This is a genomic window from Armatimonadota bacterium (assembly GCA_031459765.1).
Lineage (GTDB): Bacteria > Sysuimicrobiota > Sysuimicrobiia > Sysuimicrobiales > Kaftiobacteriaceae > Kaftiobacterium > Kaftiobacterium secundum.
Genome location: JAVKHY010000010.1, coordinates 15,389 through 38,485, shown reverse-complemented (window position 1 = coordinate 38,485; position 23,097 = coordinate 15,389). Strand labels below are relative to the sequence as shown.

The window sequence follows — 23,097 nt, the reverse complement described above, 5'->3', positions numbered from 1 at the left end:
GCGAGGTCACGCGAGATCGGCGAGCGTGCCGTCGGCCGCGAACTGCAGGGGGACGGGGGCGCCCACGGTCACATCCGGGCGACCTGCCAGCGCGGGCAGGACGGCCTCGGAGACCCAGAGCCGGTCCAGGTGCAGGGTGTTGCGGATGCGCACGATCCGCGCCTGCCCGGGGTCCGGCAGGGCCAGGCTGGCCAGCGCCGCCCCGATCGCGTCCCGATCCGTGGGCATCGTGATGGGGATGAACCCCCGCTCGAGGAAGGTGCTCGTGATCGTGTTCGTGTAGGTGGTAACCGGGTCGATGGCGTCCACCAGCCGGCGCGTCACGACGTCGGCAAGACCGACCCCCTGGGCGTTCCCTTCGGATTCGGGGGAGAGCCGCAGGACGACGATGCGCGAGAAGCGGGGGACGGACGGATCCGGCATTCCCGGCAGCCGCCACCGGCCGATGATGTTGACGTCCATCCCGGTGCCGCTGAAGTTCTTGCCCATCTCGTTCACGATGAGCACGTCGGCTTCGTCCACCGGCAGGCGCGGCATCAGCGCCTTCGCCCGCCGGAACAACTCGCGCTCCCACGTCGCCATCTCCCCGGGGGGGACGGCAACGACGTCCGCCGTCTCGTCGTAGGCGTTCTCGATGATCGCCAGCCCGCCCAGGACTTTCCCCGAGGCCAGGAACACCGCCGCGATCTCTTCGATCGCCTGGGCCATGCCGGCCGGCCCCTGGCGGTGGATCTGCGCGGCGCCGGGCGCCTTCCCGAGGCCCACGGCCAGCATCTTCAGCAGGCCGCTGCCGATCGGTTCGGCGAATCCCGTGTGGGGTTTGATCCGGTTCACGACCAGGATCCCGTCGCATTCCGCGGCCCGCCGATCGCAGTAGGCGACGAGCCCCTCTGCGGTGCGCCCCAGTTCGACGACATCCATCTCGGCGAGGATCGGCGCGCCGACGGCCGCTTCGGTGATACCCAGGCGAGCGAGCAGCCGCTGCTGGCCCTCCGCCGTCGCCCCGCCGTGGCTGCCCATCGCCGCGACGACGACCGGCTGGGCCCCGACGGCTTTGAGCCGTGCCACGACCCGGGCGAGGATGTCGGCAATCCCCCGAATCCCCCGACTGCCCGCTGTGACCGCGATACGTTTGCCCGCCAGTCTGCCGGGGACCAGGGCGTCCACCGCCGCGTCGATGCTCGAGGGGAAGGGGGCGACCGGCCGCGGGAAGGTTACCCGGATCTCCCACAGCGGAAACGGCTCCGGAGGAAAGGCGAAAGGAGAGAACTCAGATCGGCCGCGGCTGCGCGCCGTGACCACCAATCAATCCCTCGCGCCGCAATGCGGCCACATCACTCTCCACGGTCCGTTCGGAGACACCCAACCGCCCGGCGATGGCCTTGCGGCTGATATCCCCTTCGGCGATAAGGCTCAGGATCGCCTGCCTTCGCTGATCGATGCGCAATGCCGGATCGGGAGCGGGCCGCCAACTCCACTCCCCCACCCTGAAGTCCCCGATCCCCATCCCGTGCTTCTCGGCCTCCCTCAGGATCTCCACATGGACCGGAATCGCCAGGAACCGCCGTCGGGACCGCCCCTTCAGGGTATCGGCCTGCCTCCCGATCTCGGCGCACGCCCGCCTCAGCGCCCGCCTGGCGGCGACCCGCGCCCCCGCCGCACTGTAAATCCTGTACTGGGTCCAGTACACCTGCTGAATTTGCTCCAGCCCGTCAACCTTTCGAAGCAACTTCTGCACTTCCCGCGCCGCTTCCAGGGCCTCGTCGATCCTCCCTCTGGCCAAGCCTAGTTCCCCCAAAGCACTTACTCCGTGAATGAGCCCAACGAGGTCTCCACTGCGCCGCCAGCTGTTCACCGCCCGGTTGAAATAATGCTCAGCCGAACCCACCTTGCCTAGCCGCAAGTAGGCAAGACCGAGGTGATAAGCAATCTCGTCACCCACAAAACCAAAGTGCCCCTTTCGCCTCGCATGGAGAACGTACGCCTGCTTCCCCCAGCGCAATGCCCCGCCCGAATCTCCCTTGTCCAGTAGGACAGCAGCCATCGTATCGTAATAGGTGGCTTTATTCTCCGCCCCTCCATCCCTAGAGACCATTCGAATCGCAGCTCGTGCGCACTCTTGCGCCCGAGCAAAGTTACCCAAACACCTCAGAGTTGTGTAGGCAGCATTATTGAGTATAACTATCATTGCACGAACGTCACGAGATTCCCGGGCCAAGCGGCTCGCTGTGATTGCATCGCGCAGTCCATCTCGGAGTTTTCCCATCGCAACTCGGGTGCACGACAACTGCGACCTACCTCTGGCCTCGCCGATCTTGTCGCCAATTTCCTGCATCAGCCTCACGCCTTCCATCAAGAGTTCCTCCGAGCGGGCGACCTGTCCAACATAGCGACAGAGGACACCCTTCTGCATCACGGCCCAGGCCAGGGATCTCTTGTCGCCCAAACCCCGCAAGACTCTCTCCGCCCTGTTAAGACATTGCATGCTCGTTCTGCTGTCCCGAGCGATCGTCATTACCGTTCCCAAGTGAACAAGGGATCGAGCTTCGCCAGCTTGATCACCCAAATTCCTGAACAGTTCGACAGAACGGCGCAATGCTCGGCCAGCCTCTCTTTCATTTCGCAAGTTGACGTAAACAAGGCCAGCCGACTGGGCAGCCAGTGCCCTACCCCTCATATCCCTCGCGATACGAAACAGGTATTCAGCCTCGGATGCAGATTTGAGCGCGTCCGCATTCAAATTCAGCCGGGCTTGCACTTGGCTCAGGAGATACAAACCTTGCCCGCGCAAAGACGGATCTCCAAGCCTTACCGCTATCCTGATGACCGAGTCTATGTCTTGTGCCTGTTGTGCACGCTCTCCGACCAGATCAAGAACTTCACACCTCTTCAAGAGAACCGATGCCAAGTGCCTCAGGGATTGCTGGGATTCTCTACAACTAGCCTCGATCGACGAGATCGCGTGGGAGTAGTAACGTACAGCATCCTCATTGGCGTGAAAATTCCGAGCCCTGTCACCGGATAGCTCAAAGAATTGTGCAGCCTTAACAAGATTTCCCGCCTCAGCGTGGTGCCAACCGATGTCCGAGGTTCTGCCTGGCGCGAGTACCTCAAGAATCGCAGCTACCTTCGAATGCAGCTTCCGCAATCTCGTCCGGCTCAGCGTGTTCAAGGCGGCCATTCTGATGCTTTCATGAGGAAATCTCAATCCGCCTTCAGACTCAAGAAGTAAACGGCTCCTGCTAAGATCCTCCACCGTCTCAATAAACCTGTCCTCCGGAATGCCAAGAAGATGTTCGAGTACTTCATACGGAACTTCTGACCCGATCACCGCGGCAACCCCAAGAAACCGTTGTGCTTCAGGTAACAACCTCAAGATGCGTCTTCGTATTGTCTCCATCACTTGAGAAGGTAGGCGCCAATTATCGGCTGTCACCGACCTCTCGTCAAATACCCAGGCGCCCTCTGGCGTTCTCCGTACATACTTCTCCGACACTAGAAACTTTGTCAATTCGACCACAAACAGCGGTACACCCCCGGTCCGACGATGCACAAACCCGGCGAATCGCCGTATGGGTGTTACGCGTCCCAGAAGCATTTCCACCAATCTTGCAACGTCGTCCTCCGCAAGCGGAGCTAGCTCCATAACCTCAGCACCAGCAGCCAGCAATGTTGAGATGATCCGCTCCGAGTCACGCTCTCCCCGCCTGGCAGACAAGACGACAACGACCCGTGCGGCTGGGAGCCGACCCAGCAAATTCACAAGGAACCCCTCAGAAGCCCTGTCAATCCGATGGATATCTTCGAGTATCAACAGCGTCGCACGAGGAGAGACCAACGCGCTCCGTAGTAGGTCTGCGACGTACTCGTTGATAACGGAGCCTTCTGCCTGTCCACGCGACGCATCTGGCTCTTCCAACGAGGAAGCGGATGGGAAAGGACTCCCACCACCAATCTGGTAGAGATACTTCGCAGAGGCACCTCCAGACACAAGACGTCCCCGAATCCGCGGCCACAGCGCCTGGATTAAGACTTGATATGGAGACGGATATTCGAGATCAGGACAAACGCCAATAAAAACGTCAAAACCTCTCAGCCGTGCTTCAACCGTGACTGCATCAATAAGCTTTGTCTTACCAACGCCTATGTCACCACAGATGAGAACCGAAGAACCTCTCCCTTCCAGCCCGTGGTCAAGGGCCCGACATATTCTATCGGCTTCACGCCCCCGTCCGATCAGAGGAACGATGGCGAATGAATCCGCTGGCGCGCTTTTCACGTCGTCAGCATAGTGTGACTTGCTTGCACTTGGAAGCAACCAATCTGCGGAAGCTCGAATGTGCTCGTACAATTGGATGGTCGCTGCAGATGGAGATGACTGCAATTCCTCAGCAAAATTCTGCTTCATCCGCTGGAAGTGGGATAGTGCAGCCCCTCGCTTCCCCGCCATGTAGTACGCGCGCATCAATTCCCTATGCGCATCTTCGTCGTAGGGACTCAAACGCACGAGCTTTTCCAAATGTTCGATGGCCGACCCGTAATCCGCCGTCTCCAGGCAGGCTGTGCCTATTTCTCGCAGTACCCCTTCATAAGTGGTCTTTAATGCACGCCTTTCTTCCTCGCACCAGTCATCTAGAATTCCTTCAAGAAAGTCCCCGGTGTAGGCGGCCTCCGCCTCTATCAATAACTGCCTCCGCTCCTCATCCCGGCTAACTGCTGCCCGCGCAACCGACTCCCGGAATCGATCAAGGTCAACATCCACGTCAGTGCAGTTTAGCTGGACTCCATCCCTCCCAGAATGCACGGCGACGTTCTGCCATCGCCGCAGCTCTCGCCTGATCCTCCAAAGAGACATGCTCAAGCTACGGCGGGCTTGATTTTCGTCCAATTCTGGCCAAAGAGAGGCAGTGATGCTTTCTCGCGACAGCCTCCGCCCGCGCCGGAGCAACAAGAGAGCGAATAATGAGGTCGCCTTCTTCGTCGGAAAGATGATCTCACACTCTCCAGCGCAAGCACGGAAGGGACCGAGAAAAGTAACTTTGAGGCGCTTTGACTCCGCGTCCACCACCCACCCCACGTAATCCATCCGCTACCTGCCTGTACTTACAACGCGTAAGCTGCTATGTCCGTAGGTGATCGCTTGTGGGCTCTAGGATGGGCCATTAAAGGGCGTCGATTACAGTTTCTAGGGCTCGGACTACGCCGGCATCAAACTGCTTCCCTGCGTGCTCCTTAAGCACCGCTAGGGCTTCCTGCTTTGACCGACCACGTCTGTACGGCCGATCTGTCGTCATAGCGTCAAACGCATCCGCAACAAGTACGACTCGCGCACCCACCGGAATTTCCTCACCCCTTAACCCCTTCGGATAACCCGAACCATCCCAGTGTTCATGATGATGTCGGACGATTTCGGCAGTCTTCTCAAGCAACTCAATTGGCTGTATTATGTCTGCGCTTATCACCGGATGAGCCCGCATCGACCGCTCCTCATCGGGATCAAGTCTTGCCGGCTTCCGAATTATTCCCGTGCTAACACCAATCTTCCCAATGTCGTGCATCAGGGCTCCGATTCGGACTTTTCGCACTTCACTTTCAGGCAGCTTCATTGCTCGCGCTATCCTGACGGCGATTCGAGCTACGTTCCGCGAATGCCTCGCAGTGTAGGGGTCCTTTACGTCTATAGCCTGGGCTATCATTGCTAGGTTTGCAAAAAGAATCGCATCCTGTTCGCTAAGCAGCTTCCAAGGATGATAAAGCTCAAGAAGTGCAACAATTGCTAGAACTAGCGGGAAATATCCGTACTCGTCGAAGAGAAAGTGCCGAAGCGCGAGAGCGATAAAGGCATGTAGCGCGAGATTCACTACACCGTCCTTTCCAGCATCTGAAAGATACGACGTAGGTGCGATGCCCTCTCTGGCGTACGCACTGGTCATGCCGACGACAAATCTTGCCCCCACGTATGCAATCGCTGCTGCCAGATAAGGAAAAAGCACCTGCTGCGAAGGATCTCTAGAGATAATCGCCCCGGCAAAGTAGTACGCAATAAGCGCAACAAGTAGTGGGACAGACTCCTCGCCGACTTCCCGCATCGTAGCTTGCGATCGATGGAACACGACGGTCCCTAAAACGATCGAGACGATCCCAACGACGAGGGCATCCCACGGAGCTCCTATAAGAAGAGAAAGGAAAAAAACTACTGGCGAGAGTGTGAGATAACCGGCAGGCGCCAGGCTGAACCTCAGCCAGCCAGCCGCTACTCCAATCAGAGATAAGAGCGCTGTATCTCGCCCCATTCCATGAATGAAGACGAGCATTGCAGACGCAAGAACCGAAAAGATGCCAAAGGCCTGCATGAGCAGGCTGTAGAAGCTAGTCATTGGGTCTGGGCTGCTCCTCGGCGGAGAGGATCGCTATCCTCGTCCACGCGTTGTAAACTCATCCAATCTATGGCTCCGGACATAACCGCTGATGCCAGTGCATCGACGACCCGAGGATCGAAAGACTTTCCCGCTTCGCTTCGTATCTGTTTCAGGGCCACCTCGGCTAGTTGAGGGGATTCCCGGAGGGATTCATCCGAAAGCCTAGAGTCGAAGACTTCGGCAACCGCGACAATACGCGCACCGAGAGGAATCTCACTTCCCTTGAGGCCATCCGGATAGCCCGTGCCATCGAGCTTTTCATGATGGTATTTTACGATGTTAGCAACGCCCCTTTGAGGTAACTCACGCACTAGTTCCGCACCAATCAGAGTATGTTCTTTGAACCTCCCACTAAGATCGGACAGAGTGTCATTTTCGTTTGACATATCGATGCCAATGAGTCCTACATCATGCAGCAAAGCAGCCAATTCAATCGTCTCAACCTCTCTGTCCGATAACCTCATTTGACGGGCGATAGCGGCTGCGATGCTTGCCACACGGCGCGAGTGGCCCTTACCTTGCGGGAAGTTAGCGTCAATAGCAAGCACAAGCGAGTTGATTGCCTGGTCATATATCCGCTTTTGCTGGAGATACAGGACGTGGGCTCGTCGCTGCAGCGGGAGGTATACGAGGTAAGCTAGGAGCACTGCCGGGCCCGCTGTCTTGTAAAGGATAGCCAGAAGGGCGGCCGTGGGAATACTCAGGAGATTGGAGACTAAGAGCTCCTTCACGTCCGAAAGCCATGTAGGTATTAGTGGCATTCCCCGCAATCTATTGAAGTAGATCGCTACAAGGAGATTGTTTACCAACTGAAAGGTCAGAACAGCTGCCGCAAGCGGAAGAAGCAGGGACCGAAAGTCCGGGTTTGAAAGACTGCCGCCGCCAAGGCGAAATGCCACACCTGCGGCAGCCACACTCAAGCCCATTTGAGCGCCATTTGATAAAGTGCGCCATGGGATCCACCGCCTAGATATTGCGGCGCCGACCGCGTACCCAGGCCCAGCGACAATGAGACCCGTCCCGGGACCGTAAAGACTTATCATCACATAGAAGAGGATGGCCGCAGCTGTAATGAAGCCACCCCGCGGATCTGGGATGGGAAACATGGAGGCAATCGCAATGAGAACAAGAAACAATGTTAGTTCACTGGTCGAATCAAGGGGGATGCTAGGAAGTAAGACCCATAAAGTGCTGGCAGCAGCAACGATAATCCCTATGATGTATAATTGCAGGCTCTTAGGTAGGACTTCCATAAAAAAACCCGAACCGCCAGCATTACCAACCTCTCTCGCCACCCAGTGCCCTGAGAACCAACCGGGTCTTGCGGGATGCTTTCAACGCTCACCTACACAGGTGTTCGGCTCGGCGCTCCCGCACGTTATGGGCTGTGACGCATCCCCTACTGGGCGACTCGCCCGAACCCGGAGATGCCTCGATGCGGCCTTGGAGTGGCCTACTTCATGCTGTCGGTCCGGTTAAGCACCGGTGTTCTACGGCAACCCGGTGACTCCTCCTCTCCCTGGAGATCGTACCCGTTCACCGGAGCCATCCATACCGCTTCAGCCTGGACCCCAGGATCCCGATACCCACGGCCGCCACGAGGAGGGCCAGAGCCGCCATAAGGTTGGCGAAGGCAATGATCAGCCAGCCGAGGGCCGCCACGAGGAGCGAGAGCACATTGAGCCAGCGCTGGGGCGCCTCCTGAAACTCGGGATCCACGGGCTCCACGAAGGGCTTGAGGAGGGCGGACAGCCAGGGGCCGGACGTCTGCCAGTCGCGGTCGAACTGCCGCACCGACGGATAGCGCCAGACCGCGGTGAGCGTGCCGACCGCCCCGACTGCGGCCATAATGTAGATGGCCTCCCGGATTCCGGCGATCTCGGCGACCGCTCCGAAAATCAGCGGCGACGAGACCCGGGTTACGGCCAGGGCCAGCTGGCGGGTGGAGACGACCCGGCCCATGAGTTCGCTGGGAGTGTACTCCATCAAGACGGTGCCGAGCCCGACGTAGTACAGAGTGTTGGCGAAGCCAACGGCAAAGGCGGTGAGCAACAGGGCGGTGTAGGCGGCGCTAAATCCCATCAGTCCCGTGGCCAGGAAACCCAGAAAGTATCCCGCGATGATCAGCCGGCTCTTGCGGAAGGCCCCTCCGTACCATCCCAGGAGGAGTGAGGCGACGACGAAGCCGAGGCCCCACACGCTCTGAAACGTACCGAACTCCGCATCGGTGATACCGACGGCTCCTTTGGCCAGCGGGGTCTGCAGGGCGTTGAGGCCCGCTCCGACCAGGGTGGCCGGGAAGATGAGGACGAACAGCCCGCGCTGGAGCTCATCTCGCCGGATGTACCGCAGCCCTTCCACCACGCTGCCCCACACCGCCCGGAGGTCCAGGCCGGGCGGGACACGGCGTTCCTGGCTCAAGTTCATGGACACGACGCACAGCGCCGAGAAGAAGTAGGTCATGCTGTCCAGGTACAGCAGCGGCGCGTACCCGTAGGATTGGGCGAGAAATCCCGCCAGGATGGGGCCGAGAATCTCCGTCCCGGTGTCCATGGCCGTGAAAAAGGAGTTGGCGGGCATGAGGTCGCGCCGCGGTACGACCTGCGGCACGATGGCAAAGATGGCCGGCCGGAAGAAGGCGGTGGCCACGGAGATGAGCACCAGATCCAGGTAAACGAGCCAGAGGCTGATCGGGATGAGCGTGGGAATCAGCGCCACCAGGGCGCCGCGCGCGAGGTCGGCGGCGACGAGGATGACTTTCCGGTTGAGCCGATCGACCAGGGCTCCCGCCCACAGACTCACCAGCAAGCTGCCCACGAACATCGAGGAGATCGCCAGTGAGACGGCCCCGGCGGACTGGGTGAGAGCGTACACCCAGAGCGACACCGCCACCCAGTGGAACCGGTTGCCCATCTCCGAGACGAGCTGTCCGGACCACAGCAACGCGTAGTTCCGGTTCCGCATCAGGCCGAGGAAACCCGATGCGTGGTCGTGCGCTACGGCGACGGCCTCACCCGACACCGGCTGCACCTCCGAAACCGGACCCCTCTTTCCCATGCCCGCAACGGCCCCCTGGCGAGGTCTGAAGGGCGCCGGAAGAGGGGCAGGACAACGGCAGAGGCGCCGCGGCAGCGATAGCGCGCCGGCGGCCTCAGTACAGGATCTCCGTCGCCCCGTTGCGGTACCGCACGACGATGACGTCGGCGGTGGCCTGGAGGCTCCGAACGGCCGGGGAGACGGCGTCCACCCGCACCGTCCGGAAGGCGAGTTCCCCGTTGGATCCGGGCTGGAAGGGGCGTCCGCACCGGAAGCAGAAGTGACCGCGCTCGGAGAGAAAGGCGCCCTGCACCTGGCGCCACCGGATCGTGATGTTGGAGATCACGTGGCGACTGCCGCATTGAGGACACTTCAGGCTCGCCGGGCTCACACCCGCGGAATTCTGGCCGCAGCAGCGGTTCTCCTCGTCCTGGGCGGCGGCCCGCCGGCAGCGTCGGCGCCACGACCGCAGGTCTGGCCCGGCGTCGACGTCCTCGTTGCCCACTACACCCCGCTCCTGGCCGGCAAGCGGGTCGGGTTGATCACCCACCGCGCGGCAACCGGACTCGGGGGGTGGCCCACGGCGACGATCCTCACCCTCGATCCGCGTATCCGCGTCGTCGCCCTCTTCGCCCCCGAGCACGGACTGGCGGGGACGCTGCAGGCGGGCGAAGCCGTGCCCTTCCTGCGCGCCGCCACGGGCGCGAGGACCCTCCCGGTCTACAGCCTGTACGCGGGCCGCCGGCGCCCCTCCCCGGAGATGCTGGCCGGCGTGGACGCGCTGGTCGTCGATCTTCAGGATGTCGGGGCGCGGGCCTACACCTACACCTCCACGATGGCCCTGGCCATGCAGGCGGCGGCCGAATACGGCAAGACGGTCGTCGTCCTGGACCGCCCCAATCCGCTCGGCGGGGACCGCGTGGACGGACCGGTCCTCGACCCCGACTTCGCCTCCTTCATCGGGATCTACCCCCTCCCCGCAGTGCACGGCATGACCATCGGCGAGCTCGCCCTGCTCTTCAATGAGGAGTTTGGCGTCGGGGCGCGGCTGGCCGTGGTCCCGATGAGCGGCTGGCGGGGTCGCATGCACTGGGAGGATACCGGCCTCTCCTGGTTCCGCCCCTCGCCGAACCTCCCCTCGCCGGCCGCGGCACAGCTCCATGCGGCCACGGGACTGCTCGAGGGAACCACGCTCCGGGTCGGCGCCGGGACCACCACGCCCTTCCAGACGGTCACGGCGCGCTGGCTGCGCGGGGATCTGCTGGCCATGCACCTCAACCGGCGCGGCCTTCCGGGGGTGCGTTTCGAGGCGGTCACCGTCGGCCCCCCGGAACGCCGCCAGGGCGGCGTGCGGCTCGTCCTTACGGACCGGCGCCGGTTTCGCCCCGCGGCGACCGCCGTGCACATTCTCGACGCCGTGCACCGCCTCCACCCTCGGACGCCGCTGTTCACGCCGCCACGGAGCGGGGAGCGGTACCGCTTCGATCTGCTCTGGGGCACCGACGCCGTGCGGAAGGCCGTCCTGCGGGGGGAGCGTGCGGACTGGATCGTGGCCGGCTGGCAGGCCGACCTCCAATGGTTTGTGACGATCCGCCAGCGCTACCTGCTCTATCCTCGCGGGACGCCCCACATCCCCCGCTGAGTCGGACGGGCCCCCCACGCGGACGCGGGACCCTCGGCAGGGCGCAATCGAAGCCGCGACATCAGGAGGATGCGGGAGCAGGCCTGTAAGCCGGGTTCTGTACCGCCGGGTGGGCGGCGGCAGCCATCTCTCTGCGGCGCCTGTTGCCAGACGCCTGATAGCGGCCTACCCGGGGATGCGGCGGGCCGCCTCATCTCCCCCTACATGGCCTTGCACCGGGCGGGGTTTGCCCGCGCGCCGGTCACCCGGCACGCCGTGCGCTCTTACCGCACGATTGCACCCTTACCGGCCGAGCGGCCGGCGGTATGTTTCTGTGGCACTGTCCTTGGGGTCGCCCCCACTGGGCGTTACCCAGCGCCCTGCCCTGTGGTGCCCGGACTTTCCTCTGCGGGCCGTCCCGCCGTACGCACGGGACCCGCAGCGGCTGCCCGGCCTGCTCCCGGGGTCATCCTACCACCCGGGACCAGGTCACTCAACTCCTTCCGGCCCGATGCGGACGCGGATGCGCTCCTCCCTGGGGAGTGGGCGATGCGCGGCCCGCCGCCGCCGCACCTCTTCGACCACAGCACGCCGCGCGCTGTCCAGCGCCTCGGATCGGGTCTTCCCCTCCGCTATGACGCCCAGCGCCGGGACGCGGGCCACGAATCCCCCCGCCACCGGTTCGACGAGGACGGAGAAGTCCAGCGTCGACTCGGGCACGGCGGCATCGATGGCGCGGTTGGCCAGCGCGTCCGCCGCCGCGTTCTCCCCCCGGGGGACCTTGTGCACCGCGTAGCGCGCGAAGGAGGTCAGCAGCCGGTTGGCTTCCAGGTACAGCGGGCTCAGGTCCGGGCTCTTCACCTTGTACTCCCGTTTGAGCTGCCGGACCAGCAGCTCGCTGTCCGACCGCACGTCCACGGCCCGCGCGCCCAGCGCCTTCGCCTCCTCCAGCCCGCGCAGCAACGCGCGGTACTCGGCCACGTTGTTCGTCGTCCGCCCGATGTACTCGCTGATCTCAGCGATGACCCGGTCGCCGTCCTTCAGGACCACGCCGATCCCGGCGGGGCCGGGATTGTCGCGCGCGGCGCCGTCGATGTAGATGGCCACGGTGGCCGGCCTACCCGGAGACATAGAGGATGCGCCCGCACTCCTCGCACGTGTACAACCGCTCTCCCTCCAGGATCTGGGCGACGCGTCCTTCGGGGATGGCCACGTGGCACCCTTCGCAGATGCCGTGGGTTACCGCAGCGACGGCCACGCCGTCCTTCCGCTGGCGTAACCGCTCGTAGCGGCGCAGGACCTCGGGATCGATCGCTGCAGCCTTCGCCTCGCGCGCCCGGCGGACGGCGGCGATCTCCGCGGTGATCGCGCGGGCCTGCTCCTGATGCCGCAGCAGGTGATCCTCCAGTTCACGCTGGCGCGCCTGCCGTTGCAGGGCGAGCACGCCGCTCCGCTCGTCCAGACGCTCGAGCTCGTCCATGAGAGCCAGCATCTCGTCCTCCAGGCGCTGCCGCTGGCGCCCCAGCAGGTCGACATCGGCCTGCATCGCGCTCAACTCCTTGGGGTTGCCGATCCGCCCGCTGTAGAGGTCCTGCTCGATCCTGCGGCGCTTCTCCACTACGCTCTGCAGCTCGAGCTCCAGGTCCTGCAGCCGGGACTGCTTGGCGCGTCGCTCCGCGGTCACGGCCGCCTCTTCCGCCGCGGCCCGCTCGGCCAGCTCCTGCACCCGCGCCCCGTCATCGAGGGCGGCCAGCGCCCGCTCCAGCCGGCTCAGGTGCGAGTCGAGCACCTGTAGTTCGTAGAGGTCCTCCACAATCATCGGCACCACCCCCTTCGGGCGCCGCGGGCGCAAATCCTTGAACAAATCTCCATGAGGCTGCCCGGACGCTTCAGGTCCGGGCGCGGTCTTCCGATTGACTGATTGACGCCTCCCTGTGCCCATGCTACCGTCCGAGCCACCACCCGTGGAACCGAGAGCGCGGCCGTCGCGGACGCACCCGCCGCTCCCCCAGGCCACGCTCGTCGGCATCCTCCTGGCCGCAGGCGTCGCCGTGGCCAGCGCCGTGGTCGTGGTGCGCGGCTGGATCCGCATCAGCCAGTTGGCCGGCGATCAGACCCGTCTCTTCTTCGCCACGACCCTGGCCGAGCTGGGTGTCCTTCTGCTCGTGGCCCTGGTCATGGCCGGCATCGCCTGGGTGCTCGTGCTGCGGCTGCAGGAGTCCCAGCGCCAGTTGCACGATCTCGCCATCCGCGATCCGTTGACCGGTCTGTACAACCGTCGCTACTTCCGCGAGGTGTACGCCGCCGAGGTGCTGCGCGCCCGGCGGACGGGGCGGACCTTCTCCGTGGCCATGCTGGATCTCGACGACTTCAAACGGTTCAACGACACCAACGGCCACCTCGCCGGTGACGGCATCCTGGAATCCTTCGCCGATGTCCTGAAGACGTCGCTCCGTTCGGCCGATGTCCTGGCCCGGTACGGCGGCGATGAGTTCGTCGTCCTCCTGTCCGGCACCGGGGCGGCGGCCGCGCAGGCCGTGGTGGCCCGGCTGGAGCGCGTCTTCGGCCACTGGCGACCGCTGGGCGCTCCCCAAGGGCTGTCGGTCAGCATCGGCGTGAGCACCTGGGACACCTTCACCGAGCCTCTGGAGCAGGCCGACATGCGGATGTACGAAGCCAAACGGGCCCGCGCACTGATCGACTCGCTGCGTCTCGAGTCCCAGCGCTGACGCGCCGAACTGCCATCAAGGCTCCAAGAAACCGACGCCGATCTGGCGTTGACAGACCCCGGCCCCGGTGCTACGCTCACCGCTACCCCCTGAGTCATCGGCAGGGGGTTGTGTGTTCCATCCTGACGAGGGGGGACACGAGATGATGAACCGGATCGCCCGCAGATGGCTTCCGCCTCTGGTCTTTCTCCTCCTCGCCACGGCTGTGCCGGGGCTGGTGCGGCCGGCGGAGGGCATCGGGGTACTCACCGGGTGCAAGGTTTGCCGGGAGAGCCCCGTTACCGACTGGCAGGACCTCGGCGTCACCTACGAGTAAACGTTCGGACAACGCCGCGACCTCTCCCCCGATGCGTCTGTCGCGAGCGGCCTGGCTGTACATGGGGGCCACGATGGCGGCCGGGATCGGCCTGGTCCTCTTCCTGCGCGGCTGGATCCCGACCGTCCCGTCCGGCCCGACCTTCTGGGTGCTGCTCGCCGGCAGTCTCCTCCTGATTCCGGTTTCCGGGTACTGCCTGATCTGCCTGGGCAAGAACGTCGCCGTGAACATGGGCAGCGCCGTGATGATGGCCCTGCTGCTGCTCCTGCCGCCCGGGTTCGCCGCCCTGACCGCGGCGGCGGGCGTCGCCCTGCTGTACACCCTCCAGCGCTGGGAGCCCGAACTCATCGCTTTCAACGCGGCGCAGACCGCGCTCACGGTCGGGCTGGCCGGCGCTCTCTACTGGCGTCTGAGTCCGGGCCCGCTGGCGACGGGATTTTCCCTGCCTCAGGTGGCCGCCGTCCTCACCTCCGTCGCGGCTTTCTACGTCGTCAACAGCCTCGTCGTGACGGGCGCAGCGGTCCTGTTGCAGCGCACGCGGTTCCCCGCGTACTGGAGGGCGACCTTCGGGCGCGCCCTGGTCCCCTACCTGAGCACGCTGCTGCTCGGGGTCGTCGCCGCGGTCATCTTCATTCACGCGCCCTACTTTACCCCGGTGCTGGCGCTCCCGGTGGCGGCGGTGTACCGGGCGCTGCGCAGCGAACGGATCGTCTTGCGTCAGACGAAGGAAACCGTGGAGCTGCTTGCGGATACCATCGACCGGCGCGATCCGTATACCTTCGCCCACTCCCAGCGGGTGGCCGCCCTGGCGCGGCGCCTGGCCGACCGCCTTGGACTGGACCCCGAGACCTGCGAGGCCATCGCCCGTGCCGCCCGCGTCCACGACGTGGGCAAGCTGGGGATCCCCGACGCGCTGCTCCGCAAATCCGGAAGCCTCAGCCGGCGGGAGATCGAACAGGTGCGCCGGCACGCCGCCATCGGCGCGGAGATCGTGGGCAGCCTGCCCGAGTACCGCGAAGGCAAAGAGTTCATCCTCTATCACCACGAGCGGTACGACGGGGGCGGATACTTTGGATTGAGCGGCGAGCGCATCCCGCTGGGCGCGCGCATCATCGCCGTCGCCGATGCGCTCGATGCCATGACCTCGGACCGGCCCTACCGCACCGCGCTGGGGGAGGCACAGGCGCTCGCCGAGCTGGAGCGCGGCCGTGGCACGCAGTTCGACCCGCAGGTCGTGCGGGCGGTCCGGGAACTCCTTACCACGGAGCGGCAGAGCCTCCGGGAGATCCTGGCCGACGCCAGCGCGGCCCTCCCGGACACCGGGAAGGCCGCGGCCCACAGCTAGACCCGAACCCCTAGCGCCGACTCTTCTTCTTGGCCTTCGCCGCAGGTTTCTTCGCGGCGGGTTTGGTCGGACGGGCCGGAGCCGCCGGACGGGCCGCCGGCTTCACCGCTCCCGCCCCCGGGCGGGCCGGGACGGCACCGGGACGCGCGAACCGCGTCGCCTGCACCAGGGTCGGCCGGGCCACAGGCCGCAGCGCCGGGCGCGGCGCCTCACCTTTGGGCGCTTCGGGAAGTTTGATCTTCTTCGCCTTGGGCTCCCACCACTTCTGATACTGCTTGCCGAGCTTTTCGAAATAGTCGAAGAGATCCGGCCATCCCAGCTCGCGGCGCATCCCCATGACGATGGGTTCCATCTTGGCCCAGGGGATGGGGTAGAGTTCGAAGACCACCTCGGGATCGAGCGCACCGCCGTCCACGAGCACGCCCAGGTTGTCGCAGAACACCGCCACCCGCAAGAAATTGTTGAACCGAATGCTCCCCGGGGGACACTCCAGGATGAACTGTTCGTAATCCTTGAAGTCGAACTGGAACAGGATGTACTGCATGGCGTCGAGGTTCGAGGGGGAGTCCGCAATCTGCATGATGCGGAGCAGCACATCCGTATCCGTCGGCTTGAGTTTCTTCACAAGGTTCACCTCGTCGGGGGGCTTCTGGATGAGTCCAGGGCCCGTTCACGCAGGAAAACGAGCCAATGCGGAACGATATTCTGTGGGATGCCGAAGATTCCCTCCGAATCCGGCCCTGGCAGGACTGATAGACTTTCGTCTATCGAATCTCCTGGCGAGTCGGGCACAAGAATTGGTCTAGATTCATGTAATTGGGCATGATGTTATCGGACCCCGGAGGAGACCAATGGACGGCGATCCGCAGATGTCGACAATCGACCCGATTACCCACCTCCCCTGGTCGGTAGCCCTCCGCGCAGAGGGAACGGCCTGGATTACCAGGTCGGAGATCCACGCGGTGTGCATCCAGGTCGCGGGATTGGGCACGCTGATGGATGTCTTCGGCTATCGCGCCGGCCACTCCATCCTTGCCCAGGTGGCGCGCCTCCTCCGCCTGCAGCTCGACGGGCGCGACCTCCTCGGTCGCCACTCGGGCGATGCCTTCCTCATCCTCACCCAGCGACCGTACGACGAGATCCGGGAGCTGCTGAACCGCATCCGCGACCGGGTCTTCACGCTGTCCATCGAGACGGCAGAGGGCCGCGTTCCGGAGGGCCGGTTCGGCGTGGCGGGGACCGATCCCGTGGCCAATCCGGCCGACGCCTACGCGGCGCTTGATGCGCTCATCATCTCGGCGGAGATCGCGCTGCGGGGCCGAGGTCCGGCTACGGAGGCCGATCGGGGCCCGGCTCCGGCCGGAACGACGCCCGCCCCGTCCCCGCCATCGACCGGAATCCCGGCGGAAGCGATCCCGCCGGTCGAAGAACCCGCCGCGGCGGAACCCCTGGAGGAAGCGGAGGCTCCCGTGTATGAGCTGCCGTCCGCTGAGCCGGCGATCCCACGGGAACCCGAAACACCACCCATTCCGGAGCCGGGGGAGACGGCCCGCGCGGCGGCCGAGTTGGCTGAGGCTCCGATCCCGCCGGTCGAACCGGCCACCACGGCGCCGGAGCCGGCGGTGGCGCAGGAGGTCCTCCCGCCCGCGGCAGCCGCCGTTCCCGCGCCCCAGGAGGCCGCGTCGCCGGAGGGCCCGGCGGCGCCACCGGAAGAACCTGTTTCCGCCCCCGCGGGAATCACGGAAGCGGCGGGACCTGAGATCCTTGGACCGGAGCCGCTCCCCGCCGCCCCTGAGCCGGCTGGTGAACCGCCCTCGGTTCCGAAGACCGGGCAGGAAACCCCGGCGGCCTCCGCGCCGCCTTCGGGCGAGTCCCACCGGGTGTCTCTCGTCCGATGGAACCTCGCCGAAGGAGGCCTCTCCGCCACCGTCGAGGTGGAGGTTCAGTACGGTGAGCGCCATGCCGTCGGCCGTGTCGTCGGCCGGAATGCGCCGGATCGGATCCCGTTCCTGGTCGGGGAGGCGACAGCCCGCGCCCTGACCGAGCTGCTTCCTCCGGGGTACGGGGTCATCCTCCAGGACATCCAGTCCGTCTCCCACGGCGAGCACCAGGCGCTGTGGGTGGCGGTCATGCTGATGAGCCCGGCGGGCGAGGAGAAGCTCCTGGGAATCGCTCCGGGAAACGAGAACAAATACGCCGGCACGGCCAGGGCGGTCCTCAATGCGATCAACCGGCGGCTGAGCCTGGTGCTGAGCCAGGTGTCGAGGTCGTCGGGGGACCGGTAGCTCGCCGCGGCAGAAACCGGAGTCGGTAGCCGGGTCCAACCTCCGTGGGGTAATGGTGGGCGAGGCAGGGATCGAACCTGCGCCCTTCCGGGTGTAAACCGGATGCTCTCCCGCTGAGCTACTCGCCCGCGGCGGCCGGCCCGGCCGGCGTGCTGATTATAGCAGGCGCAGGGGGATTCGGCCCCCTCAGCCGACCCGGGCCACTGCCGGTTCCGTCGTCGTGGTGACCCGCTCGACGCTGGCGCCCAGCGCCGTCAGCTTCTCCTCAATCCGCTCGTAGCCGCGGTCGATGTTCTCGACGCCGGAGATGACACTGGCTCCCCGGGCGGTCAGCCCGGCGATCACCACCGCCGCGCCGGCCCGGAGATCCGGGGCCTGCACCGGCGCGCCGGTGAGGAACGGCACGCCGTTCACCACCACGGTGTCGTTCTCCACGCGGAGGTCCGCGCCCAGACGGCGCAGTTCGTCCACATAGCCAAAGCGCGACTCGAAGATGGTTTCCCGCACGGTGCTGCGGCCGTCCGCGACCGCCATGGCCGCGACGAAGGGCGGATGCAGGTCGGTGGCAAACCCGGGGAAGGGCGCCGTGTCCACGTCCACGCCGCGCAGCGGCCCCTCCCGACGCACGCGCACGCCGTCGGTCCGGCGCTCCACGACGGCGCCGGCCTCCTCCAGTTTGACCAGCAGGGCGCCGAGGTGCTCCGGGATCATCTGCTCCACCAGCACCTCCCCGCCGGTGGCGGCGGCGGCAATCAGGTAGGTTCCGGCCTCCAGGCGGTCGGGAATCACGGCATAGGTCGCCCCGTGCAGCTCCCGCACCCCTTCCACGATGACCGTGTTCGTCCCGGCACCCTTGATTCTGGCGCCCATCAGATTCAGGAACACGGCGGTATCGACCACTTCCGGCTCGCGCGCGGCGTTTTCCAGGATCGTGGTGCCCCGGGCCAGCGTGGCGGCCAGCATCAGGTTGATGGTCGTGCCCACACTGCTGCGCGGGACGAAGAAGTTGGCCGACCCCAGGTGCGGGGCCTCGGCGTGCACATAGCCGTGCTCGGTAAGGACGGTGGCACCCATCGCGGCAAACCCGCGCAGGTGGAAATCGACGGGCCGCGAGCCGATGACGCAGCCTCCGGGCAGCGGCACCTGCGCCCGCCCCAGCCGGCCCAGCAGCATCCCCGCCGTATAGAAGGACGCCCGCATCTGCCGGCAGAGGTCGTAGGGGGCCACGTGCTGGGAGACGGCCTGGGCGTCGATAGTCATCCGCCCCCCGGCCAGGGTGATCTTCGCCCCGAGGGCCTCCAGGATGGCGGAGAGGGTGAGGACGTCACGGCACAGCGGAACGTTGTCCAGCACCGAGACGTCGGGAGCGAGGCAGGCGGCGGTGATGATGGCCAGCGCGCTGTTCTTCCCCCCGGAGATCCGCACCGACCCCCGAAGAGGCCTCCCGCCCTGGATGATCAGTTGGTCCATCGCGGCGTCTCCGTCGGCCTGCCGTCCTCTGGTCCCGGCGGATGGATCCGCCGATTAGAGTTTGTGCTCAACGTAGCAGCGGACGAGCTCCTCCAGGAGCACCAGTCGGTCTACCTGACGGATGACGGTCCGCGCCTCCCGGTGGCTGGTGATGTAGGTCGGATCTCCGCTGAGCAGGTAGCCCACGATCTGATCCACCGGGTTGTACCCCTTCTCCCGCAGCGCCTGATAGACGTGCTTGAAGATCTGGTGGATGTCCCTGGATGTGGGCGCGCCGACCCGGAAGATCCCGGTGCGCTCGCGTTCATCCATGCCGCCACCTCCGCCGCGCGGGCCTTCCTCGCCGCGACAGCCGCAGTACTATTCCCCTCGGCAGCGGCCCATCCTTGCCCGGTGGGATACCTGCCCGGCGGACAGGCCGGACAGTCGGGCCATGCGACGATCCCGGCTCAGAGGAGGCCGGGCGCCCGTGGTGGGCCCGCCTGGGCTCGAACCAGGAACCCACACCTTATGAGGGTGCCGCTCTGCCGTTGAGCTACGGGCCCGCCAGAGCGCATTATATCAGTAGTCCACGCGGACGAGGAACAGCCCGCGGGCCGGGGCGCGGGGACCGGCGCGGGCGTTGTCTTCTGCGGCGAGGATCTCGGCCACCGCCTGCGGCGGCAGCTTCCCCGTTCCCACCCGCAGCAGCGTGCCCACCATCAGGCGCACCATGTGCCGGAGAAACCGGTCCGCCTCGAAGGTGAAGATGACTATGTCGCCGCTGCGGACGACCTCGGCGCGGCGAAGCGTACACACCGTAGACCGCTCCCTCGACCCGGTGGCGCGAAAAGAGGTAAAGGCATGCCGTCCCTGCAGGGCCGGCAGGGCCTCCGCCAGCGCGTCGAGGGCGAGCGGCTGGGGGACATGGTGGGCATGGTTCCGGAGGATCGCCGACGGGGCGGGACGGTTCAGGACGGCGTACCGGTAGGTCCGGCCGAGGGCAGAGTACCGGGCGTGGAAGGCAAGATCGACCTCGGCCGCCTCCAGGATGCGGATCGTCGGCGGCAGATGGTGGTTGAGCGCGGGTGGGATCCGTTCCACAGGCAGCCGGCTGGCGGTCCGGAAGTTGGCCACCTGGCCCAGGGCGTGGACCCCGGCGTCGGTCCGTCCCGCGCCGATGAGATGCACCGACTCCCGCGTCACAGCACGGATGGCCCGCTCAATTTCTTCCTGCACGGACGGACGGCGCCTCAGGCGCTGCCAGCCCGAGAAATCGGTTCCGTCGTACTCGATGGTCAGGCGGATGTTGCGGGTCACCGGAGCAGGTGCCGCCACGCCACGTAGGGCAGGGAGACGACGACAGAGGCGGCCACGGTCACGGCCAGGGCCACCAGGTCCTGGGGCGCAAAGCGCAACTCTTTCATCCGCGTGCGGTGCTCGCCTCCCCGGTAGCACCGCGCCTCCATCGCCAGGGCCAGCTCGTCGGCGCGCCGGAAGGCGCTGACGAAGAGGGGGACCAGCACCGGCACCAGGGCCCGGGCCCGCCGCAAGGCCCCGCCGCGGTCGAAGACGGCGCCCCGGGCCATCTGGGCCTTCATGATCTTCTCCGTCTCCTCCACCAGGGTCGGGATGAACCGCAGGGCGATGGTCATCATCATGGCCAGTTCGTGGGCCGGTACTCCCATCCGCCGGAAGGGACGGAGGAGGCGCTCGATCCCATCGGTCAGGGCCACGGGGGACGTCGTGTACGTCAACAGCGAGGTCACGGCGATCAGCAGGACCAGGCGGGCGGCGATGAAGAGGGCCCGGAGCGCTGCCTCCCGCGTCACCACCACGCCCCGGAAGGCAACCAGCGGGGTCCCGCCCGAAATCCCGCTGAAGAAGAGATTCAGCAGGACGGTCAGCAGCAGCAGAAAGACCACCGGCCGCAGCCCCCGGAGCAGGTAGCCGAGCGGGAGCTGGGAGACCGCGACGACGACAAGGAGGAATGCCGTGAGCAGGGTGTAGCCGGCGAAGTCCCGGGCGACGAAGATGGCCACCATGAGCATGGTCACCGCGGCCAGCTTGGTCCGCGGGTCGAGTCGGTGCACCGGGGAGTCGCGGGGGATGAACTGCCCGATGGTCACGTAGCGGCTCAGTTCCACCGCAGGGCCTCCCGGATGGCGATCCGCGCCTCCTCGGCGGTGAGCACGTCCTCCCGCACCGGCAGGCCCCGGGCGCGGAGCCGGCGCGCCACGTCCGTCGCCGCCGGGACACCGAGCCCGAGGGCCTGCAGCTCGTCGGCCCGGGTGAAGACCTCGCGCACCGGACCGTCCATCACGACGCGCCCCCGGTCCAGGACAATGACGCGCTGGGCCAGCGCGGCGACCTCGTCCATGTCGTGGGTGATCAGGACGATGGTCGTCCCCCGCCGGACATGCAGGGCGCGGAAGTGCCCCAGGATCTCCGCCTTCCCCCGCGGATCCAGCCCCGCCGCCGGCTCGTCGAGGATCAGCACCCGGGGGGCCATGGCCAGCACCCCGGCGGCGGCCACCCGCCGCATCTCCCCGCCCGACAGCGAAAAGGGTGACCGCGGACCAAAGACGGCGGGATCCAGACCGACGGCACGCAGGGCCTCGGCGACGCGCGCCTGTACTTCATCTTCCGAAAGACCGAGGTTCCTGGGACCGAAGGCCACATCCTCGGCCACGGTCTCCTCGAAGAGCTGGTGCTCGGGATACTGGAACAGCATCCCGACCTGGCGGCGGACCGCCTGCAGGTCGGCCCGGGGAGCGGACAGATCCACGCCGCCCACGCGAACGGTGCCGGACGTGGGACGGAGCAACGCGTTGAAGTGCTGCACGAGGGTGGATTTGCCCGAGCCGGTCGGGCCGATCAACGCGACAAACTCCCCTTCGTCGATGCGCAGCGTGACCTCCTGCAGCGCCACGGTCTCCATGGGGGTGCCCTTCAGATAGATGTGACCGAGCGCCTCGCACTCAATGAACGCCATCGATTCGTCCCCGGGCGGCGGCCGCCAGTTGGGCCACGGCATCCACCAGATGCTCGGGAAAGAGAATTCCGTCCCTCAGGGGGAGGCCGTCCTCCCGCAGGGCGCGGGCCAGCGCCGGGACCAGCGGGAGCCCCAGACCGATGGCCTCCAGGTCGCGGCCGCGGTCGAAGATTCGCTCCGGAGGGCCCTCCAGGGCGATGTGCCCCCGAAAGAGCGCAATCACCCGGTGGGCCAGCGCGGCCTCGTCCATGCTGTGGGTGATGAGGATGACGGTCACCCCCGACCGGTTGAGGCGCTGCACCGTGTCCAGCACCTCGCGCCGCCCCTGGGGGTCGAGCATCGTCGTGGCTTCATCGAGGATCAGACACTCCGGGCGCATCGCCAGCACCCCGGCGATGGCCACCCGCTGCTTCTGCCCCCCGCTCAGCAGGTGCGGCTCGGCCCGTCGGAAGGGCAGCATCTCCACCGCGGTCAGGGCCGCGGCCACGCGCCGGGCGATCTCCTCCGGGGGGAGGCCCAGGTTCTCCGGCCCGAAGGCCACATCTTCCTCCACGACGGTGGCCACGAGCTGGTTGTCGGGATTCTGAAAGACCATGCCCACGCGCCGGCGGATCTCCCACAGGGCGCTGCGGTCGCGCGTGTCCAGCCCGTCCACGCGCACTTCGCCCTCGGTCGGAAGGAGGAGCGCGTTGAGGTGCTTGGCCAGGGTGGACTTGCCGGAGCCGTTGCCGCCCACGATGGCCACGAACTCCCCCCGCTCGATGGTCATCGACACGCCGTCCACCGCGACTACGGCGTGGGGGGTGCCGGCGTTGTAGACGTGGCGCAGGTTGCGGACTTCGATCAGGGCGGCCATGTCATCGCTGCGGCGCCGTGCGCCGCGGCGATCTCGGAAGGGTGGG

Annotated in this window: 20 protein-coding genes, 2 tRNA genes and 1 other RNA gene; 5 read left to right on the top strand and 18 right to left on the bottom strand. The window is 65.7% G+C overall.

The window, feature by feature from the left end:
* Positions 1-6: 6 nt before the first annotated feature.
* The 6 genes from QN141_11055 to QN141_11030 form a co-directional block, all read right to left on the bottom strand.
* A complete protein-coding gene (locus tag QN141_11055) occupies positions 7-1,302 on the bottom strand; it encodes a lactate racemase domain-containing protein (GenBank protein ID MDR7559012.1) in 1,296 nt (431 codons plus the stop codon).
* Positions 1,271-5,086, bottom strand: a complete 3,816-nt coding sequence (locus tag QN141_11050; protein MDR7559011.1) for a BTAD domain-containing putative transcriptional regulator — start codon at positions 5,084-5,086, stop codon at positions 1,271-1,273. Before QN141_11050 ends, QN141_11055 begins: the two co-directional genes overlap by 32 nt.
* A 76-nt stretch (positions 5,087-5,162) precedes the next feature.
* On the bottom strand, positions 5,163-6,377 hold the full coding sequence (locus QN141_11045; protein MDR7559010.1) for an HD-GYP domain-containing protein: 1,215 nt from the start codon (positions 6,375-6,377) through the stop codon (positions 5,163-5,165).
* On the bottom strand, positions 6,374-7,714 hold the full coding sequence (locus QN141_11040; GenBank protein MDR7559009.1) for an HD domain-containing protein: 1,341 nt from the start codon (positions 7,712-7,714) through the stop codon (positions 6,374-6,376). The genes QN141_11045 and QN141_11040 overlap by 4 nt, the downstream gene beginning before the upstream one ends.
* Before the next feature lie 241 nt (positions 7,715-7,955).
* The gene (locus QN141_11035) at positions 7,956-9,440 is read right to left on the bottom strand and encodes an MFS transporter (protein MDR7559008.1); all 1,485 of its coding nucleotides are present in this window, start codon (positions 9,438-9,440) and stop codon (positions 7,956-7,958) included.
* A 130-nt stretch (positions 9,441-9,570) separates the two neighbouring features.
* A complete protein-coding gene (locus QN141_11030; GenBank protein ID MDR7559007.1) occupies positions 9,571-9,801 on the bottom strand; it encodes a hypothetical protein in 231 nt (76 codons plus the stop codon).
* Here QN141_11030 and QN141_11025 point away from each other — a divergent pair, their 5' ends adjacent.
* Positions 9,802-11,097 carry a DUF1343 domain-containing protein gene (locus QN141_11025; GenBank protein ID MDR7559006.1) on the top strand — a complete coding sequence of 432 codons (1,296 nt, stop codon included), beginning with the start codon at positions 9,802-9,804 and terminating at the stop codon, positions 11,095-11,097.
* A gap of 70 nt (positions 11,098-11,167) precedes the next feature.
* Here the strand turns inward: QN141_11025 and rnpB are convergent.
* The 3 genes from rnpB to QN141_11010 form a co-directional block, all read right to left on the bottom strand.
* Positions 11,168-11,537: RNase P RNA component class A (rnpB, locus tag QN141_11020), an RNA gene on the bottom strand.
* A gap of 28 nt (positions 11,538-11,565) precedes the next feature.
* On the bottom strand, positions 11,566-12,207 hold the full coding sequence (locus QN141_11015) for a ribonuclease HI family protein (protein ID MDR7559005.1): 642 nt from the start codon (positions 12,205-12,207) through the stop codon (positions 11,566-11,568).
* Positions 12,194-12,895 carry a C4-type zinc ribbon domain-containing protein gene (locus QN141_11010; GenBank protein ID MDR7559004.1) on the bottom strand — a complete coding sequence of 234 codons (702 nt, stop codon included), beginning with the start codon at positions 12,893-12,895 and terminating at the stop codon, positions 12,194-12,196. Before QN141_11010 ends, QN141_11015 begins: the two co-directional genes overlap by 14 nt.
* A gap of 145 nt (positions 12,896-13,040) precedes the next feature.
* Here QN141_11010 and QN141_11005 point away from each other — a divergent pair, with 145 nt between their 5' ends.
* The 3 genes from QN141_11005 to QN141_10995 all read left to right on the top strand — a co-directional run bounded on the left by QN141_11005 (position 13,041) and on the right by QN141_10995 (position 15,466).
* Complete coding sequence (locus QN141_11005) at positions 13,041-13,805, top strand: GGDEF domain-containing protein (GenBank protein ID MDR7559003.1); 765 nt, start codon at positions 13,041-13,043, stop codon at positions 13,803-13,805.
* Positions 13,806-13,947: 142 nt separating this feature from the next.
* Positions 13,948-14,121 carry a hypothetical protein gene (locus QN141_11000; GenBank protein ID MDR7559002.1) on the top strand — a complete coding sequence of 58 codons (174 nt, stop codon included), beginning with the start codon at positions 13,948-13,950 and terminating at the stop codon, positions 14,119-14,121.
* A 31-nt stretch (positions 14,122-14,152) separates the two neighbouring features.
* Complete coding sequence (locus tag QN141_10995; GenBank protein ID MDR7559001.1) at positions 14,153-15,466, top strand: HD-GYP domain-containing protein; 1,314 nt, start codon at positions 14,153-14,155, stop codon at positions 15,464-15,466.
* A gap of 10 nt (positions 15,467-15,476) precedes the next feature.
* On the opposite strand, the gene QN141_10990 is transcribed toward QN141_10995, so the two are convergent.
* Positions 15,477-16,100: a hypothetical protein gene (locus QN141_10990; protein ID MDR7559000.1), complete on the bottom strand. Its 624-nt coding sequence runs from the start codon at positions 16,098-16,100 to the stop codon at positions 15,477-15,479.
* Positions 16,101-16,317: 217 nt separating this feature from the next.
* On the opposite strand from QN141_10990, the gene QN141_10985 reads away from it, so the two are divergent.
* Positions 16,318-17,751 (top strand): diguanylate cyclase, encoded by a 1,434-nt coding sequence (locus tag QN141_10985; protein MDR7558999.1) that lies wholly within the window; start codon positions 16,318-16,320, stop codon positions 17,749-17,751.
* Positions 17,752-17,804: 53 nt separating this feature from the next.
* Here QN141_10985 and QN141_10980 read toward each other — a convergent pair.
* From QN141_10980 to QN141_10945, 8 genes are all read right to left on the bottom strand, one after another.
* Positions 17,805-17,879: transfer RNA gene (locus QN141_10980), tRNA-Val, on the bottom strand.
* Between the two features lie 58 nt (positions 17,880-17,937).
* On the bottom strand, positions 17,938-19,221 hold the full coding sequence (gene murA, locus QN141_10975) for a UDP-N-acetylglucosamine 1-carboxyvinyltransferase (GenBank protein ID MDR7558998.1): 1,284 nt from the start codon (positions 19,219-19,221) through the stop codon (positions 17,938-17,940).
* A gap of 54 nt (positions 19,222-19,275) precedes the next feature.
* Positions 19,276-19,533, bottom strand: coding sequence for an IreB family regulatory phosphoprotein (locus QN141_10970; GenBank protein MDR7558997.1), 258 nt, complete (start codon positions 19,531-19,533; stop codon positions 19,276-19,278).
* Positions 19,534-19,691: 158 nt separating this feature from the next.
* A tRNA-Met gene (locus tag QN141_10965) sits at positions 19,692-19,766 on the bottom strand.
* A gap of 16 nt (positions 19,767-19,782) precedes the next feature.
* The gene (gene truA, locus QN141_10960) at positions 19,783-20,520 is read right to left on the bottom strand and encodes a tRNA pseudouridine(38-40) synthase TruA (GenBank protein MDR7558996.1); all 738 of its coding nucleotides are present in this window, start codon (positions 20,518-20,520) and stop codon (positions 19,783-19,785) included.
* The gene (locus QN141_10955) at positions 20,517-21,341 is read right to left on the bottom strand and encodes an energy-coupling factor transporter transmembrane component T (protein MDR7558995.1); all 825 of its coding nucleotides are present in this window, start codon (positions 21,339-21,341) and stop codon (positions 20,517-20,519) included. Before QN141_10955 ends, truA begins: the two co-directional genes overlap by 4 nt.
* A complete protein-coding gene (locus QN141_10950) occupies positions 21,338-22,195 on the bottom strand; it encodes an energy-coupling factor transporter ATPase (GenBank protein ID MDR7558994.1) in 858 nt (285 codons plus the stop codon). The genes QN141_10955 and QN141_10950 overlap by 4 nt, the downstream gene beginning before the upstream one ends.
* Complete coding sequence (locus QN141_10945) at positions 22,182-23,051, bottom strand: energy-coupling factor transporter ATPase (protein ID MDR7558993.1); 870 nt, start codon at positions 23,049-23,051, stop codon at positions 22,182-22,184. The genes QN141_10950 and QN141_10945 overlap by 14 nt, the downstream gene beginning before the upstream one ends.
* Positions 23,052-23,097: the final 46 nt, after the last annotated feature.

Excerpts from the sequence above, each read along its gene's own strand:
- QN141_11010 (MDR7559004.1), bottom strand. The coding sequence starts at position 12,895 with ATGATTGTGGAGGACCTCTACGAACTACAGGTGCTCGACTCGCACCTG.
- murA (MDR7558998.1), bottom strand. The coding sequence starts at position 19,221 with ATGGACCAACTGATCATCCAGGGCGGGAGGCCTCTTCGGGGGTCGGTG.
- QN141_10985 (MDR7558999.1), top strand. The coding sequence starts at position 16,318 with ATGGACGGCGATCCGCAGATGTCGACAATCGACCCGATTACCCACCTC.
- QN141_11045 (MDR7559010.1), bottom strand. The coding sequence starts at position 6,377 with ATGACTAGCTTCTACAGCCTGCTCATGCAGGCCTTTGGCATCTTTTCG.
- QN141_11000 (MDR7559002.1), top strand. The coding sequence starts at position 13,948 with ATGATGAACCGGATCGCCCGCAGATGGCTTCCGCCTCTGGTCTTTCTC.
- QN141_11050 (MDR7559011.1), bottom strand. The coding sequence starts at position 5,086 with ATGGATTACGTGGGGTGGGTGGTGGACGCGGAGTCAAAGCGCCTCAAA.
- QN141_11015 (MDR7559005.1), bottom strand. The coding sequence starts at position 12,207 with ATGTCTCCGGGTAGGCCGGCCACCGTGGCCATCTACATCGACGGCGCC.
- QN141_10950 (MDR7558994.1), bottom strand. The coding sequence starts at position 22,195 with ATGGCGTTCATTGAGTGCGAGGCGCTCGGTCACATCTATCTGAAGGGC.
- QN141_10970 (MDR7558997.1), bottom strand. The coding sequence starts at position 19,533 with ATGGATGAACGCGAGCGCACCGGGATCTTCCGGGTCGGCGCGCCCACA.
- QN141_10995 (MDR7559001.1), top strand. The coding sequence starts at position 14,153 with ATGCGTCTGTCGCGAGCGGCCTGGCTGTACATGGGGGCCACGATGGCG.
- QN141_10945 (MDR7558993.1), bottom strand. The coding sequence starts at position 23,051 with ATGGCCGCCCTGATCGAAGTCCGCAACCTGCGCCACGTCTACAACGCC.